Here is a 16469-nt window from a genome sequence, read left to right on the forward strand (position 1 = left end):
AACTTTATACTAAATTAAGTATTTATATTAATTCGATCAGTTATATTTATACCCAATGTTTATTTAAATAAAACCATTTTAATTTTATTATTTAATTATATTATAATTAAAATATTATAAATTAATATCGAATAGTTTTATTTTTATATCTCATATAAAAAATACCTTACTAGATTACAAACCGCATTCTAGTAAGGTATTTTCATTCACAAATCAATTAATTATAGTTTATTCAATTGATTTTTTTGTAAAAATTATACTTGACGTCTCCAGCCAAGCTCTTTCGCTCTCTCCACTGCCTGATCAATGTTACCCACCATGTAGAATGCATCCTCTGGTAGGTCATCCCATTTCCCTTCAAGAACTTCTTTAAAGCTACGTACAGTCTCTTTAACAGGTACATATACACCAGGGTTACCTGTAAACTGTTCAGCTACGTGCATATTCTGTGCTAAGAATCTCTCTACACGACGTGCACGATATACAAGCTGCTTATCATCTTCTGAAAGTTCATCCATACCCAAGATTGCAATGATATCTTGGAGTTCTTGATAACGTTGTAAGAGCTGTTGCACACCACGTGCGACTTGATAATGTTCAAGCCCTACAACAGCAGGTGACAAAATCCGAGAGGTAGAAGCGAGTGGGTCTACCGCAGGGAAGATCCCTTTTTGAGTAAGACGACGCTCCAAGTTAGTCGTTGCATCTAAGTGAGCAAAGGTTGTTGCTGGAGCTGGATCAGTATAGTCATCCGCAGGTACGTAAATCGCTTGAATCGAGGTTACTGAACCTTTTTTGGTCGAAGTAATCCGCTCTTGCAATTGTCCCATCTCCGTCGCCAAAGTAGGCTGATAACCTACCGCTGATGGCATACGACCTAAGAGTGCTGATACCTCTGAACCTGCTTGGGTAAAACGGAAAATATTATCGATAAAGAGCAATACATCTTGCCCTTCTGTATCACGGAAATATTCTGCCATGGTAAGTCCGGTGAGTGCTACACGCATCCGTGCACCTGGTGGCTCGTTCATCTGACCGAAGACCATCGCTGTTTTCTTGATAACACCTGAATCAGTCATTTCATGATACAAGTCGTTACCTTCACGAGTACGCTCACCAACACCTGCGAATACGGATAATCCACCGTGTTCTTGTGCAATGTTGTTAATAAGCTCCTGAATCAATACGGTTTTACCTACACCCGCACCACCAAAGAGACCAATTTTTCCACCTTTTGCATAAGGTGCAAGTAAGTCAATAACTTTAATTCCTGTTTCTAACATTTCTTGAGCAGTAGATTGCTCTTCAAAGCTTGGAGCTGGACGGTGAATCGACCAACGTTCTTCGGTAACTACAGGACCTGCTTCATCGATTGGTTCACCCAATACGTTGAATACACGTCCTAAACCACCACGTCCAACAGGTACAGAAATAGCCGCACCTGTATCGATTACATCCATACCTCGTACCAATCCATCTGTTGAAGCCATCGCAATGGTACGAACCATGTTATCACCTAAGTGAAGAGCAGTTTCTAAAACAAGCTCATTATCTTTTCCGTCCACTTTAAAATTTACTTTTAGCGCATTGTTAATCTCAGGTAGATGTCCTCGTTCGAACTGTACGTCAACGACGGGTCCCATCACCTGAACAATCCGTCCTTTGCTCATCGTATTCCCTCCTTAAGCAGCCATCATCTGTTTTAACAAACCGTTCTTGAAAGTATGATCATCTATGATAATGCGTTCGCTCCGCCGACAATTTCTGCAAGCTCTTGGGTAATTGCAGCCTGACGAGCTTTGTTGTAATCGAGCGTAAGCTTCGCAATTAGGTCAGTAGCATTATCCGTAGCATTACTCATAGCCGTCATCTTAGCCGCAAGCTCACTTGCTTTCGCATCCATTAATGCACTATAAATTAATGATTCCGTATAACGCGGCAAGATTTCAGCTAATACTTCTTCTTGCGATGGTTCATATTCATACTCAGTTTTTACGCCCTGATTGTCGCCTTCAAATTGATCTTGATCAAGTGGAAGTAATTGCTTTTCAGTAGGACGTTGAACTACAGGATTGACAAACTTATTGTATAAGATATATAGTTCATCAAATTTCTCATCTGCATAGTAGCCAACTGCTTGACTAGCAATCTCTTTGATGTCAGCAAAAGTTGGTGAATCGGATAGCCCTACTACACTTCCAATCACAGGATATTTTTTTCTCTGTAAAAAGCTTAAACCTTTCTTACCGATCACAAATATGACATATTCATCTTTACTTTGATGTCGCTTTTTCAAAGTATTCTCTAACAATCGCAGCACGTTGGCATTATAACCACCAGCCAATCCACGATCAGAAGTAATGACTAGATATCCTGTTTTTTGGACAGGACGTGAAACCAACATCGGATGATTACTTTTAGTTCCTTGTGCGAGATTGGTAATTACATCATGCATTTTTTCTGCATAAGGGCGAGCAGCCTCTGCTTGCTCTTGTGCTCGGCGGAGTTTAGCTGCTGCAACCATTTTCATCGCACTAGTAATTTTTTTCATGTTTTCAAACGAGCGAATCCGCCGTTTAATGTCCCGCATTGTTGCCATCGTTTGTTCACCCGCCTTTCATTGACCATTCGCCTCTAATTCGTTTAGAAGCGAATGGCAACTATTTCAGTCCGATCTTTATTCAGAGACAGCAAAGCCTTTTTTGAATTCTGCAATCGCAGCTTTTAGACCTTCATCAATCTCATCTGTCAATTTCTTCTCTTCACGAATACCAGACAGAATGTTAGGATGATTGCTCTCCAAGAATGCATGGAATTCTGCTTCAAAGCGTCTGATATCAGCAACTGGAATATCATCTAAATGTCCACGGGAAACCAGATAGATCGAAGCAACCTGCTTTTCTACTGGTAATGGTTGATGCTCATCTTGTTTTAAGATTTCCATAATCCGTTCACCGCGATCCAGTTTCGCCTTTGTTACTGGATCCAGATCTGATGCGAACTGAGCAAATGCTTGAAGATCACGATACTGAGACAATTCAAGTTTCAAGCTACCTCCAACTTTACTCATCGCTTTAATTTGTGCTGCTCCCCCTACCCGGGATACAGAGTAACCAGAGTCTACCGCAGGACGTTGACCAGCATAGAATAAATCAGATTCTAAGAAGATTTGTCCATCGGTAATAGAGATCACGTTGGTTGGAATATATGCAGAGATATCTCCCGCTTGTGTTTCAATAAATGGCAGAGCAGTCAAAGATCCGCCACCACGCTCATCCGAAAGTTTTGCAGCCCGTTCTAAGAGACGAGAATGCAAGTAGAAAACATCCCCTGGATAAGCTTCACGACCTGGCGGACGACGGAGCAAGAGAGAAAGCTCACGATAAGCTGCAGCTTGTTTGGATAAGTCATCATATACACATAAAACATGTCCACCGTTGTACATGAAGTATTCACCCATAGCACAACCTGCATATGGCGCCAAGTAAAGTAGTGGTGCAGGATCCGAAGCATTTGCTGCAACAATAATGGTATAGTCAAGTGCACCAAAACGGCGTAATTTTTCTACTACGTTTGCGATCGTAGACTGTTTTTGTCCAATTGCCACATAGACACAGATCATATTTTGATCTTTTTGGTTAATGATGGTGTCAATCGCAATCGTTGTTTTACCGATCTGACGGTCACCAATGATGAGCTCGCGCTGACCACGTCCGATTGGAATCATCGCATCAATAACTTTAATTCCTGTATACATCGGTTCATGTACGGACTTCCGATCGATGACCCCAGGCGCTGGAGATTCAACAGGGCGGAATTCATTTGTTTCAATTGGTCCTTTTCCATCCAATGGTTGACCGAGTGGATTTACCACACGTCCTAACATTGCTTTTCCGACAGGAACTTCAAACAGACGGTTCGTTCTTTTAACTGGGTCACCTTCACGAATATCTTGGTATGGTCCTAAGATAATAGCACCTACATGATTCTCTTCTAAGTTTAATACCATACCCATTGCGCCATTTTTAAACTCTAACAATTCACCAGCCATTGCATTTTGTAGACCATGAATACGTGCAATTCCGTCACCCACGTAGATCACAGTACCTACATCAGCTACTTCGACTTCAGAGTTATAATTCTCGATCTGCTGCTTAATTAGTGAGCTGATCTCTTCTGGTCTGATGCTCATGTCAACTTCACCCCTTGTCTTTCAACTTGATTCTATCCGACTCGATTTTCTTGTAAACGCTCTTTGAAGCGAACTAATTTTGTTTTTAAACTACCATCGTAGAGACGATCCCCTACTTGGACAATCACACCACCGAGAATATCAGAATCTACGACATTCTCAATTAATAGCTGTTTACCGATCAGCTTATGGAAAATCTGAATTAATTCTTCTTTCTCTTTATCAGTTAACGGAGTAGCTGAGGTAACAGTGGCATCAGCGATACCTCTTGCTTCATGAACAAGTTGTTTATACTCCTGCATGATTTCGCCTATTAACCCTTCTCGATGGCGATCCGTTAACAAAAACAGAAAATTCCGAGCAGTCTCGGATAAATGTGAGAATACGGAGGAGAAAAGCTCTTTTTTCTTTGCCACTTCAGTCAATGGGTGGCTAAGCCATTCATGAAGAGTTGGCAAAGAGGAGAAGGTTTCTACGATCAAAGTTAATTCTTGTTCTAACTGATCCAAAATATTACGTTCCGAGGCGATTTCAAAGAGAGCTTTTGCATAACGTTTCGCTACTGCTACACTCATTGTAATCTTCCTACCTGTTCAAAATAACGATCAACAAGCTTTGCCTGACCTTTTGCATCCAATTCTTTTTCCAACAGTTTTGATGCCAGTTGTACTGTGAGAGTACCCACTTCATCACGTAAAGCAGTAATCGCCTTCTCTCTTTCCCGCTCGATCTCGAGCTTCGCCTCTTGAATTAAGCGATCCGCTTGCTCTTTTGCCTCTTGGATAATTTTCTCTGCTTCTTTATCTTTTTGAATTTTTGCCCGTTCAATCAATGCTTTCGCTTCAAGTTGTGCTTGCTTGAGTAACGACTTTTGTTCCTCTAGTAGTCCTTCAGCCTCTTGACGGCCTTTCTCAGCTGTATTAATTTGATTATCTATATAGTCCTGTCGTTGCTTAATTGTTGCAATTAATGGACGGATTGCATATTTAGAAACCAATAGCAACAAAACGAGAAAAACGACGATTTGGATAAGCATAGTACCCCAATTAATACTAATCACGTTCAGTCACTCCCTTCGAGCTCAAAATAAGAGCGGGGAGAAAATCCCTTTCCCCGCGTCACATGTTGATTATTTGAACATTCCCATTAGAGAAAGGATTCCGAATGCAGTTCCAATAATAGGCAATGCCTCAATAATAGCAAAGAAGATCAAGGTTTGACCAAATAAAATATTACGTGATTCTGGTTGACGTGCAACTCCTTCTACATACTTAGAGAACAAGTTACCGTTACCAATAGCTGCTCCAAAAGCACCCAATCCAATCATAATAGCACCTGCGATTAAATTCATTTTTATATCCTCCTTAAATGTTTGTGATTAGAATGAAAATGATTAATGAGCTAAATTAATTTTTTCTCCCATGTATACATTTGCCAATACTGTAAATACATAAGCTTGCATGACTCCTACAAATAATGAGAAGCCCATCCATGCAGCGAGCGGAATACTTGCGGCCCATCCTGCCTGAAGCATAATCCCAATCAAGATTTCTCCAGCAAAGATATTTGCCCAAATACGCATTCCATGGGTTATTGGGTTAATAACTCCTTCGAAGATATGGAGAAGTGCCATCGGTCCGACCAAATAGCGACCTTTGATATACCCCCCCACTCCATTAATCCACATACTTATAATAATAGCACCGACTGCTACCCCAATCGACATAGCAAAAGTCACACTCATATCAGCAGTAGGTGACTTTAACCACGCTACACCATGCGCATTTTGTTCATGCATGATTTCTGGTGTAATTCCGAGCGCCGGTATATTGGTATCTGCTCCTGAAGTCACCATCAGGATCACACCCAATTGATTCGCAACCAGCAAGAATAAAAAGAGGGTAAAAGAAAATCCGAGATATTTCTCAGCTTTTTTGTCATCATGTCCCATCCGCGTTAGATTACGCGAAAGATCTAGTAGCATTTCGATCCCTGCTTGGAGTTTTCCTGGTCGCATTTGCAGGCGGCGTGTGGCAGCAATCGCAAGAATCAGAACGATAATTGCAGTGAGTACACTCCCAAAAATAATGGTTAAATCAAACTTAGTGCCAAATGCTTCAATCTTCGGAGTGAGTTCCATTCTTTGTTTTCACCCCCTTTAGCTACTTAAAAATTTTTTTCTATAAACTAAAGCAATGAAAAAGGGAAGAAAGTAACAGATTGGCAACCCGAGTGCAAAACCCCTGTAGTCAAACACCTCTGGGAATTTATATAATATGATAACACCGAGGGTTACCATGAGAAATCGATTGATCACGCCGAGCCCACTCATCTTTTTACCATCCGTTTGAATAGCTAGTTCTCCTGCAAGTCGGAGTCTTCTCGCTAAATGCAACACGTTATAGAAAGCTGTTAAGATTCCGAGTGCAATCCCAGCTATAAACGTTTTATATGGGGTTAAAAACCAGCTGATCAACAGGAGAGAAAGAAACACAGCAGTAAGAATTACTAGTTGACGGCGCATGAATTGCATCAAATCCATTAAAGTTCATTCCTTCATCAAACCTTTTAAGGTATAACCAGCGATAACAAAGCCTAACGTCAAGCCTAATAATATTCCCACTGCTAACATGATCGGCTTGGTACTGAAAATCGAATCCAACCATTTTCCTAACCAAGCCCCACCGATGGTGAGAAAAATCACTTCCATACCCAATGTTCCAACCATTGCGGCCATGCGCCAAAAATTACCTTGTGAATTCTTCACAATATCACCCATGGGAATAAATATATTTACAGAAAGGTAAAACAGTGGGGATAAAAACGAAGACTTGATTGGTTTATGGGTATTTTAGTTAGAGGCTTTCCCCTGCTTATGGTATCTGATGCTATGTAATGATGTCAATGTTTTCTTTTACAGATTTATGAACAATTCGTCACATTTATACACGAATCCAATTTTAATAACTACTAAGATCTTATTAATCTGCGATCAATCTCTATCAATCTCAAAAATTCTATTCATATCTATGATAGAGATTCTCATTAGAATTTTTTTGTATTCATTATTTTGTACCAAATAATCGATCTCCTGCATCTCCCAAACCTGGGACAATATAACTTTTCTCATCCAATTTTTCATCGACAGCAGCTACATAAATATCAATGTCTGGATGGTCTTTTTGTAACCGTCCGACACCTTCAGGTGCAGCAATAATACACATAAACTTAATATTTTTGGCTCCCATTTCCTTTAAAGCTTGAATTGCTGCTGATGCAGAACCTCCCGTTGCAAGCATGGGATCAAGGACGATTAATTCACGTTCTCCAATATCTGTTGGCATTTTAGAGTAGTAATGCACAGGCTCCAGTGTCTCAGGGTCACGGTATAAACCGATATGTCCTACTTTTGCCGCTGGGATAAGCTTTAAAATCCCATCGACCATCCCGATCCCTGCTCTTAAAATAGGTACAATACCTAATTTTTTCCCTGCTAATACTTTACATTTAGCCTTCATCAGTGGAGTTTCTATCTCTACTTCACGTAGTGGCATCTCTCTGGTAATCTCATATGCCATGAGAGCAGCAACTTCATTGACTAGTTCCCGAAATTCCTTCGTCCCTGTATTTTTATCACGAATAAAAGTTAATTTGTGTTGAATCAAGGGGTGATCAAAAACGTATACATTCCCCAATCTCATTCGCTCCTCTCAGTAATCATTTTTTACTGCAAAACTACCCAAGGGATATATTAACCATATAACTATCTGTATCACAAGTGTTTCCTAAAGATTTCATGATTGTTTCTTGGAATATAAACCTAAATGTTTCTTCTAAATTACCTAGAGACAGTCCTTATAACCATTATTTTCATTTTGTGGTCATTTATACTAATCCAATTTCGTGTTTTTTAATTGAGGGATGCGCATATTCGTTTCCTTTTATAGGAAAAATTGATAATAAATTTATTAATTGTTATAAAAATCTTTCATAAAAATGTAAAAATATGAGGTTTAGACTGCCTTATAATGAACCCACAGTATTCGTTATATCAAGCGTCAGCTTTACTAGTACAATATAGTTATATAAAAAATAACTAATATTTTGAATTTTATTTTGATTGTGATCAAAATAATAAAAAGCTATCAATCCATGCATGATCGTCACCTAACGAGATCATGTATATGTACCGATGGCTAGTCGGGAATTTACGCCTGTGGAATATTATACCAAACTATAGTAGCATATTAAAAGAGACTTCATAGCTTAACATAAAGCCTCTTTTTTGTCTTTTATTTAAGGGTTAATAGTCCAAGTTGTGGTGTTATCCCCTTGCTTGATTTCTAGGGTGTATGGCGCAGATTCAGATATATCAAATACCAATACACCTCTCGTCACTTTCGATTGAGGAGAGACAAGTGTAGTTACATAATTGATTTCTGTTAACCCATATGGGCTGTACTGTGCGTTTGCTGTTTGACCATTTGCATTTTTCAATGTGGCATAACCGTTCAATGAAAGTGGTTTGTCTATACTATTGTTAGTAACACTGGCATCCACAACGATATATTTTCCATTCTTTGGTTGGCTTGTCTTATTCCCAGATTGCACACGCACCCCATTTACTTGTATTGTCAGATCTCCGACTGTTTTTGTTTGCCCCACATCGCCTTGTGTATTCTGACTGGCATTTTGATTTTGATTGTTTTGATTGGTATTTTGGGTATTTTGGTTTTGATTATTTTGATTTTGATTATTTTGATTTTGATTATAGGAAGTATTTTGTGAAGCCGGTTGTTCACCTTTTAAACCGAAGGAACAGCCAGTTAAAACAACAACACTAGCTGTAAAAATACTAACTAGAGAAATATGTAGTTTTTTCATTACTCTCTCTCCTTTTATAAATACTATTACAATATTAATAATACTATTATATTTATTCAGGTTAGACAACAGAAATAATGGTATAAGAAAGATTAATTTCCCCTTTATTTAATAAATTTCACTCTTTATACAATTTTTTCGTAAGTAATCCATTTTCAATTGTGGGAGTGATCGGGTATTGTGTAACATGGCTCCTCTTATGGATATCGTCCGAAGCTCATAAAAAGGCTATTAGAACGAATATCTAATAGCCTCAACTTGCTAACAAGGATGCTACCTATAGCAGTTTGTCACCTGTTTTTTGATTATATTTTTAACTCAGGATAAAGGGGGAACTTGGCTGTAAGAGTTGCTACACGCTCGCGAGCTTCTTGATGTACTTGCTCATCTTCTGGACTTTTCAGAACCAGTACGATGATATTTGCAATTTCATCCATTGCTTCCAAGTTCATCCCTCGGCTGGTGACCGCCGCTGTTCCAATACGAATCCCACTTGTTACAAATGGGCTTTCTGGGTCATTTGGAATTGTATTTTTATTGGTCGTAATCCCTACATCATCCAAGAGTTTCTCAGCCACTTTTCCAGTTAAGTTTAAATTACGTACATCCATAAGAATCAAATGATTATCTGTACCACCCGAAATGAGATTTAAACCTTGTGCTTTTAAGCCTTCAGCTAAGCGAGCTGCATTATCCAAAACTCGCTGAGAATAATCTTTAAATGGTTCGGTTAATGCCTCTCCCAGTGCTACGGCTTTCGCTGCAATCACATGCATGAGTGGTCCACCTTGGATTCCCGGGAAAATCGATTTATCAATTTGTTTTGCATACTTTTTCTTACATAAAATCATTCCACCCCGTGGGCCTCTTAGGGTTTTATGTGTCGTTGTCGTTACGAAATCAGCATATGGCACGGGGTTCATATGATGGCCTGTAGCAACAAGGCCAGCGATATGAGCCATATCTACCATGAAGTAACAGCCTACTTCATCACATATTTCTCGTAAACGAGCAAAATCAATTTTACGTGGATAAGCACTTGCCCCAGCTACCAATAGTTTGGGTTTATGCTCAAATGCTAATCTGCGCACTTCGTCGTAGTTAATCAAATGGGTCTTTTCATCCACACCGTAAGCTACAAATTGATATAGTTTACCAGAGAAATTGACAGGACTACCATGTGTGAGATGGCCTCCATGTGCTAGATTCATTCCTAAAACAGTATCACCGGGTTCTAAGAATGAAAAGTATACAGCCATATTTGCTTGTGCACCTGAATGTGGTTGTACATTGACATGCTCAGCTCCAAACAACTCTTTCGCCCGCTCACGTGCTAAATCCTCAACAATATCAACATACTCACATCCACCATAGTAGCGTTTCGCCGGATAACCTTCCGCATATTTATTCGTTAAAACTGTACCCATTGCTTCCATCACTGCAGGACTCACAAAATTTTCAGAAGCGATTAATTCGATTTTTTCACGCTGTCTGCCTAACTCAGCACGGATTGCTTCGAGAACTTGTGGATCTTGTTTGCTTAAATGATTGAGTGCCAATCCGACTTCCCCCTTCATGGTATGTATTTTAAGATATTCTATCACAAATAATTATTTTCTAGCTTAATAAAATAATCAGTTTCTACTACTTTTCTAGTATATAGACAGCTCTTGCCCCACCAATCAGTTTGGGTCTAGTTTTCGCCATGGTTACATGCGCTGCTCCCACTTGACGAATACTAGGACGAACTGGCACTGCAACAGGTTTTAAGTGCATTCCTATCAAGGTATCACCAATATCTATGCCCGCATCTGCATGTACTTCTTCTACGAGTACGGATTGCTCCAAATGTTTATAAGCATAGCTTGCCATAGCTCCGCCAGCATGAGGTACAGGAATCGCTGCTACTTCTGTATAACCAAAGTACTCTGCTGTTTTTCTTTCCACAACAACTGCTCGATTTAAATGTTCACAGCATTGAAAAGCAATTTGAAAGCCAAATTTAGTTTGTGCCTGTTTGATTCCATGAAACAAAGCTTGTGCAATCTCATCACTACCTGCTGAACCAATCCGCTGACCAGCCACTTCACTAGTACTAACACCAAAAACAAGAAGGTGCCGGTTATTCAGTGGCATCGCTTGTATTAAATCATGGATCACTGTATAAATCTCATGCGTAAGTTCCTCACTGTTCATGTTTCTCACCTTCTTACTTTTCTAACGCATGAATTTTATTTACTCGACGTAAATGACGAGAGCCTGCGAATTCAGTGGTTAACCAAGTTTTTACGATTTTTCTAGCAAGACCCGGTCCAATTACTCGCTCGCCTAAAGCTAACACATTCGCATTGTTATGTTCACGACTCATCTGTGCTGAGAACTCATCACTAACAACCGCACAACGAATTCCTTTTACTTTATTAGCTGCAATCGACATTCCAATCCCAGTGCCACAAATTAGTATTCCATAATCAAATTCACCCTCTGCTACTTTCTCTGCGACAGGGAGCGCATAATCTGGATAATCTACGGAATCCTCACAATCACAACCTACATCTTCAAATTCAATTTCCATCTCTTGAAGTAACTCTTTAATTTCTGCTTTTAGACGTAAACCGCCATGATCAGAAGCTAAAATAATACGCATATTCTTTCTCTCCCATCTGTACCATTTCATAGTTAGTATAAGCATATCTATAAACTGCTGTCTAAATCAGTACCTCATCGCTTTATCACTGTTCCCATCGCTTCATGAGTCAATAGTAAACCGCCACTTTGTCTAGGAATGATAGCCAGATTTGATAAGTTGCGCCACAGACTATACAAAAATAGAACAATTAATTACTAGTCTCGCTTTTCCATTTCTGAATCATATTTCGAATCTCTTGTTCAATTTCCTGACAGCATGCTCGATATATTTCAATAGAACCACCAAAAGGATCTTGAATATCCATGGAGTAAATAAGCTTGTCCAATTTCTCTAGTAACTCTTGTTCTTTTCGAAATAAAGGTTCAAGTTCTTTATATAATTTCGCTTTAAATTCATCTTCTTGGATCTTGTTTTGATTAGTATGAAACTGAGCTACCATTCTTGCACGACTATTTTCCATTTCAACATATAACAAATCCAGCTTTTTATATAATTCCTGAATTTCCTCATAATCTGGTTGAGCTATTTCTTTCAAAGTATAAATCTTGTCTGTGTACTCAGGAAACAATTGGATTAATGTTTGTTTATGAGACATGGTCATGGTTAATACATAATCTGCCCATTCTAACAAGTCTTTACTTACTTTTTGGGAACGATGTTCTTGCTTAACACCCTTTTCTTGTAACACATCTTGGGCATGATTAGATGCTTGCATACCATCCATCGCCGCAACTCCAGCAGATTTCACCTGAATAGCTAAATTCTCTTCTTCAGCTATTTTTCTTAGTAAAGCTTCCGCCATCGGACTACGACAAGTATTTCCTGTACAAACAAATAATACTTGCTTCATAAAAACTGCCGACAGGAGACTGAGCCATTCATTGGCTCAGCAGAATGACAACATGCTCAAGATCTCTCTTTAGAGCAGTCATCCCTAGTATCCCGCGACTCCCTCCTTTCATAAAAGGAATCTAAAAAATGATTATTATAAAATTCCCCTTTCTTCCTTCATCTCCATTATCAGTGAAATTGTTAAAGGATATACACCTATATTATCTTATGTATATCCTTTAGCCCATTCCCCTTGGGAACAATAAAAAAACATAAGAATTCACTTCACCAATCATAAAATAAAAAATCCCATCCATTAGTGTTTCGTCCTAGTTCCTTTCTATTTCTTACTTTACCTAAATAAAGCAGAAGGATCAATAGATGGTAATTTCTATAGAATAAACTAAAGGATTGGCGCAAAAGTTGATCCTACACAAAATTCCTCTAGGTATGATCTGAATTTACACTCAAATGAAGAAACATGCTGCACTTACAATAAAAGTTCACTTCATTCTTCCTTCACCAAATAAATTTAATTCCTAACATAAACAAAATAACTCCACCAACAGCTTCCCCATAGCTTCCCAACCAAGAACCTATATATTTCCCTAGGCCGAGTCCAGTTCCAGCCATAATGGCTCCTGCACTGCCAAAAAATAGAACAGCTAGCCACTGATCTGCAGAAAAAAGCCCTAAACTAAGCCCGGCGGATAAGGAGTCCAAACTAACACTAACCGAAAATAAAATCATATTCCAAAGTGAGTTAGCTTGAATACTTGTTTCCTTCTCTTCACTTTTAAAACTATTCCACAACATATTTCCACCGAGAAAACAAAGCATAGATCCTCCTACCATCACCGCAATTTCTTGCATATACTGATTAAGATATTGTCCAATCCAAATCCCCAGTAAGGGCATCAGAATATGAAATAGCCCGATGGAACTACTCAAAATAGCCATCTTGCGAATCGACATCCCACGTACACCTAACCCGATCCCCAAGGAAAAGGCATCCATTCCCAGAGCAATAGCAATCATAAATAAAGTGATAATTTGTCCCCATTCTGGAAAAGAAAGCATCTTTCCTGCCTCCTTGTCCTTCATTTGCTTGTACATGGTTATGCCTTGTTCTAGGAAAAAAGAACTAAAGGGTGTTCAATAAAAAAGCATCTTTCCGGTTTTCACGGAAAAATGCTTTTTTAATTAAGTAGAGGTCGCCTTCTATGTCAGCCACTTATCGCTTTCCTACTTACTCTGTCCAATGATTAGTCAATAAAACTTCTTACGAGTTCCTATCCTTATTGGGGAAAAAGTTGCTCCTAAACAAAGTAATTCTCATCATTCATCTAGGCCTTTGAATAATTATAAGTACACGAGTCGTTTTTTATGCTTGAATAAATCTCCCTCCAGCAGCTTTAACCAAACGATTCATTACCGAACGGAATAGACCATTTTCCGGAAAGGATTCAGCATAGATCACTTCAACATGTTCATCATCAAATTGTCTTAGCGCATGGTAGAGATTACTTGCTACACTCGCAGGATTCTTTCGACTTCCACAAGGAATCGCTAGTAGCTCGCCGAACTGATTTCGATTTTCTACAGTAGTTAAAATACCTACTTTTTTTCCTTGAGAAGCTGATTGCTTTGCCAGTTGTTTTATTTTACGAATCATATTTTTTTCTACGCCTCGAACAATCCACAATTCACCCTGTGGAGAGTAATGACGATATTTCATTCCCGGTGACCGAGGTTTATCTTTTTTATTGAACAAGCCGGGATCGAATTCTACCTTTCCAATTTCTTTTCTTAGTTCTTCAACTGTGATTCCACCTGGCCGTAGAATAGTTGGCACTTTTCCCGTTACATCGACAACAGTCGATTCAACTCCAACTTTTGCCGGACCTCCATCTAATAAAATATCAATTTTACCAGCTAAATCATTCCATACATGATCAGCATTTGTTGGGCTTGGTTTACCTGATCGATTGGCGCTTGGAGCGGCTATAGGGATTGAAGCCAGTTGTAATAAAGCTAATGCAACTGGATGGTCGGGAATCCTAATGGCTACTGTATCCAAACCCGCTGTTACTCTTTCTGATAGTCCCGCGCGATATTTTAAGATCAATGTTAATGGTCCTGGCCAAAACCGTTTCATTAGCCGCTGTGCAACTTCAGGAATTTCTTGTACAAAGGGAGATATCTGTGATGGCTCTCCAAAATGGACGATTAGTGGATTATCTTTTGGGCGACCCTTCGCTATAAAAATTTGTGAAGTAGACTCTTCTTTTCTTGCATCTGCTCCTAGTCCATATACGGTTTCTGTGGGAAAAGCGACCAATCCCCCTTCCCGCAGGAGCTGAGCCGCACTAATTAATTCTTGCATCTCTTTCAGCTCTTCCACTTCTTTTTGAGAAGAAATCTTCCACCAGTGTGTTATCTTGAGCTGTTGCACGTTTCATTCCCCTTTTGTCTAGTTTCCATCTGTTGTATGATAACATAAACTGGATACATATGAAAAAAGCACTCTCAAATAAGACGTCATATGCATCTCCCTTTTGCTCTCCAAAAAGACAATCCATCTTTTATCTAATGTTTCCTCTTAGTAAAACACTTATAAACCATAGGTGTACCTTTTTGCTCCTTACAACGTTTCACATGATTTGAATCACTAATTTCATCTGGCAAATTCTCATAATCTATCACTTCAAATCCCATTAGTTGAAATAATGAAATAGAATCACCGGCTACTAAATAGACTTCAAATAATTTTAATGCTTCTGCATATGCCAATAAAATTTTTATCAGGTGAATGCCTACTTTTCCATTCCATGAAGCTCTAGCTAAAACAAAGGAACGAAGCAAACCATATGGATTGTATACTTCCATGCCGATTGCTCCTACTACAAGTCCCGTCTCCTCTTCTTCATCAGTCTGTTCCACAATAAAAAAATGTTCAAGGTGCTGATCAATGCCTTGATCGTTCAATTTGGCTTGTTGAAGTAGCCGTTTTACTGAATAAAGGTCAGATATTTGTGCACGTCGAATTAAAAACATTACCGCCATCCCCCTTCAGACCTTGTCCTAAAATCACTCTAACTTAACGGTATGAAAGAGGTTGTTCATATAGAACAATCTAAAACATCTCTTGAACCCATGTAGCAATCTGATCAACTAGCAGAAGGCGAACTTTTAACACCTCTTTAGAATTTGGTCGATCGACTTCTTGATCTGCTCCTGCTGCCAAAACTTCAGCTTGTGGAGAAAGAGAGGCAGAGAGCCTTTTTTTTGGTATTGCTTCACCACTTTCCATATCAACAAAGCATAATGGTGGGAATAATACACACCACCAATTATCTCCTTCACCTGCCCCCAGTGTCACCCTTAAAGCTTCATATTTCCCTGCGGGGTAAACCTTATTCCCATATAATTTTGTCGGAAATGAAACCTGTCCAAAATCAACGTGTACAGGATAATTAAAGCCCGCTTTTCTTACTGTTTGCTCTGCAATTTGTTTAAACATCGGCAAATGACCTTGAATTAACTGACGAGCTGCATCAATATTTTGCGGTCGCCTAGTCCAAGCTTCCAATTCCTTGATGATTTCATCACGCACTTTTCTTTTAATCCATTGATCCTGTGCTCCATCACTATTAGCTAAAATACGCAAACGAATCGCTTCTTTAGGAATTTCATTTCTATGTGAAGAGGATTCCCATAATTTTGTTCCGGCTAACACCTCTTCATAAGCCCAACTTAAAAAAGTAAATCCCATAGCTATGACCAAAAAAATAATAAAATAAGTACGAATTTTCATTGAATCTTCCCCCTTCTCTCTTCTATCCATCAGTATGGACAAAGCAGAGGGGGATTAATCATATCACTTAAAATACAATTCAAAATCCTCTTGAA

The 16469-nt window shown here is 39.0% G+C and carries 19 protein-coding genes; all 19 read right to left on the minus strand.

What is annotated here, in order from left to right; translation table 11 throughout:
- Positions 1–254: 254 nt before the first annotated feature.
- Positions 255–1670 (minus strand): F0F1 ATP synthase subunit beta, encoded by a 1416-nt coding sequence (gene atpD / locus DL897_RS11495; RefSeq protein WP_113659299.1) that lies wholly within the window; start codon positions 1668–1670, stop codon positions 255–257.
- 62 nt (positions 1671–1732) lie between these two features.
- Entirely contained in the window at positions 1733–2599 is an 867-nt protein-coding gene (atpG, locus tag DL897_RS11500; protein ID WP_113659300.1) for an ATP synthase F1 subunit gamma, read from the minus strand.
- A 78-nt stretch (positions 2600–2677) separates the two neighbouring features.
- Positions 2678–4192: a F0F1 ATP synthase subunit alpha gene (gene atpA / locus DL897_RS11505; protein ID WP_113659301.1), complete on the minus strand. Its 1515-nt coding sequence runs from the start codon at positions 4190–4192 to the stop codon at positions 2678–2680.
- Positions 4193–4224: 32 nt separating this feature from the next.
- Entirely contained in the window at positions 4225–4767 is a 543-nt protein-coding gene (locus DL897_RS11510) for a F0F1 ATP synthase subunit delta (RefSeq protein WP_113659302.1), read from the minus strand.
- The gene (gene atpF, locus DL897_RS11515) at positions 4764–5252 is read right to left on the minus strand and encodes a F0F1 ATP synthase subunit B (RefSeq protein WP_240627402.1); all 489 of its coding nucleotides are present in this window, start codon (positions 5250–5252) and stop codon (positions 4764–4766) included. The genes DL897_RS11510 and atpF overlap by 4 nt, the downstream gene beginning before the upstream one ends.
- Before the next feature lie 69 nt (positions 5253–5321).
- Entirely contained in the window at positions 5322–5543 is a 222-nt protein-coding gene (gene atpE, locus DL897_RS11520; RefSeq protein WP_113659303.1) for a F0F1 ATP synthase subunit C, read from the minus strand.
- Between the two features lie 42 nt (positions 5544–5585).
- On the minus strand, positions 5586–6332 hold the full coding sequence (gene atpB / locus DL897_RS11525) for a F0F1 ATP synthase subunit A (protein WP_113659304.1): 747 nt from the start codon (positions 6330–6332) through the stop codon (positions 5586–5588).
- A gap of 18 nt (positions 6333–6350) precedes the next feature.
- Entirely contained in the window at positions 6351–6734 is a 384-nt protein-coding gene (locus DL897_RS11530) for an ATP synthase subunit I (RefSeq protein ID WP_113659305.1), read from the minus strand.
- 6 nt (positions 6735–6740) lie between these two features.
- Positions 6741–6959, minus strand: a complete 219-nt coding sequence (locus tag DL897_RS11535; protein WP_168188773.1) for an AtpZ/AtpI family protein — start codon at positions 6957–6959, stop codon at positions 6741–6743.
- Positions 6960–7257: 298 nt separating this feature from the next.
- Positions 7258–7887 (minus strand): uracil phosphoribosyltransferase, encoded by a 630-nt coding sequence (upp, locus tag DL897_RS11540; RefSeq protein ID WP_113659307.1) that lies wholly within the window; start codon positions 7885–7887, stop codon positions 7258–7260.
- A 601-nt stretch (positions 7888–8488) separates the two neighbouring features.
- Entirely contained in the window at positions 8489–9076 is a 588-nt protein-coding gene (locus tag DL897_RS11545) for a DUF4352 domain-containing protein (protein WP_113659308.1), read from the minus strand.
- A 305-nt stretch (positions 9077–9381) separates the two neighbouring features.
- The gene (locus DL897_RS11550) at positions 9382–10635 is read right to left on the minus strand and encodes a serine hydroxymethyltransferase (protein ID WP_240627404.1); all 1254 of its coding nucleotides are present in this window, start codon (positions 10633–10635) and stop codon (positions 9382–9384) included.
- An 85-nt stretch (positions 10636–10720) separates the two neighbouring features.
- Entirely contained in the window at positions 10721–11272 is a 552-nt protein-coding gene (locus tag DL897_RS11555; RefSeq protein ID WP_113659309.1) for a TIGR01440 family protein, read from the minus strand.
- A gap of 13 nt (positions 11273–11285) precedes the next feature.
- On the minus strand, positions 11286–11723 hold the full coding sequence (gene rpiB, locus DL897_RS11560) for a ribose 5-phosphate isomerase B (RefSeq protein WP_113659310.1): 438 nt from the start codon (positions 11721–11723) through the stop codon (positions 11286–11288).
- A 190-nt stretch (positions 11724–11913) separates the two neighbouring features.
- Positions 11914–12576: a low molecular weight protein arginine phosphatase gene (locus DL897_RS11565; protein WP_113659311.1), complete on the minus strand. Its 663-nt coding sequence runs from the start codon at positions 12574–12576 to the stop codon at positions 11914–11916.
- A 500-nt stretch (positions 12577–13076) separates the two neighbouring features.
- A complete protein-coding gene (locus tag DL897_RS11570) occupies positions 13077–13637 on the minus strand; it encodes a manganese efflux pump MntP (protein WP_113659312.1) in 561 nt (186 codons plus the stop codon).
- Positions 13638–13941: 304 nt separating this feature from the next.
- Positions 13942–14943, minus strand: a complete 1002-nt coding sequence (locus DL897_RS11575) for an L-threonylcarbamoyladenylate synthase (RefSeq protein WP_113659445.1) — start codon at positions 14941–14943, stop codon at positions 13942–13944.
- Between the two features lie 203 nt (positions 14944–15146).
- The gene (locus DL897_RS11580) at positions 15147–15614 is read right to left on the minus strand and encodes a GNAT family N-acetyltransferase (protein WP_113659313.1); all 468 of its coding nucleotides are present in this window, start codon (positions 15612–15614) and stop codon (positions 15147–15149) included.
- A 79-nt stretch (positions 15615–15693) separates the two neighbouring features.
- Positions 15694–16374 carry a stage II sporulation protein R gene (spoIIR, locus tag DL897_RS11585; RefSeq protein ID WP_113659314.1) on the minus strand — a complete coding sequence of 227 codons (681 nt, stop codon included), beginning with the start codon at positions 16372–16374 and terminating at the stop codon, positions 15694–15696.
- Positions 16375–16469 lie beyond the last annotated feature (95 nt).

This window comes from Thermoflavimicrobium daqui, from assembly GCF_003313465.1.
GTDB classification, from domain to species: domain Bacteria; phylum Bacillota; class Bacilli; order Thermoactinomycetales; family Thermoactinomycetaceae; genus Thermoflavimicrobium; species Thermoflavimicrobium daqui.

Bases quoted from the DNA above. Each gene is read 5' to 3' on its own strand.
- DL897_RS11570 (WP_113659312.1), bottom strand. From the start codon at position 13,637: ATGCTTTCTTTTCCAGAATGGGGACAAATTATCACTTTATTTATGATT.
- spoIIR (WP_113659314.1), bottom strand. From the start codon at position 16,374: ATGAAAATTCGTACTTATTTTATTATTTTTTTGGTCATAGCTATGGGA.
- atpD (WP_113659299.1), bottom strand. From the start codon at position 1,670: ATGAGCAAAGGACGGATTGTTCAGGTGATGGGACCCGTCGTTGACGTA.
- atpG (WP_113659300.1), bottom strand. From the start codon at position 2,599: ATGGCAACAATGCGGGACATTAAACGGCGGATTCGCTCGTTTGAAAAC.
- DL897_RS11565 (WP_113659311.1), bottom strand. From the start codon at position 12,576: ATGAAGCAAGTATTATTTGTTTGTACAGGAAATACTTGTCGTAGTCCG.
- DL897_RS11575 (WP_113659445.1), bottom strand. From the start codon at position 14,943: ATGCAAGAATTAATTAGTGCGGCTCAGCTCCTGCGGGAAGGGGGATTG.
- DL897_RS11580 (WP_113659313.1), bottom strand. From the start codon at position 15,614: ATGTTTTTAATTCGACGTGCACAAATATCTGACCTTTATTCAGTAAAA.
- DL897_RS11530 (WP_113659305.1), bottom strand. From the start codon at position 6,734: ATGGATTTGATGCAATTCATGCGCCGTCAACTAGTAATTCTTACTGCT.
- atpB (WP_113659304.1), bottom strand. From the start codon at position 6,332: ATGGAACTCACTCCGAAGATTGAAGCATTTGGCACTAAGTTTGATTTA.
- rpiB (WP_113659310.1), bottom strand. From the start codon at position 11,723: ATGCGTATTATTTTAGCTTCTGATCATGGCGGTTTACGTCTAAAAGCA.
- DL897_RS11555 (WP_113659309.1), bottom strand. From the start codon at position 11,272: ATGAACAGTGAGGAACTTACGCATGAGATTTATACAGTGATCCATGAT.
- DL897_RS11545 (WP_113659308.1), bottom strand. From the start codon at position 9,076: ATGAAAAAACTACATATTTCTCTAGTTAGTATTTTTACAGCTAGTGTT.
- atpA (WP_113659301.1), bottom strand. From the start codon at position 4,192: ATGAGCATCAGACCAGAAGAGATCAGCTCACTAATTAAGCAGCAGATC.
- DL897_RS11510 (WP_113659302.1), bottom strand. From the start codon at position 4,767: ATGAGTGTAGCAGTAGCGAAACGTTATGCAAAAGCTCTCTTTGAAATC.
- atpE (WP_113659303.1), bottom strand. From the start codon at position 5,543: ATGAATTTAATCGCAGGTGCTATTATGATTGGATTGGGTGCTTTTGGA.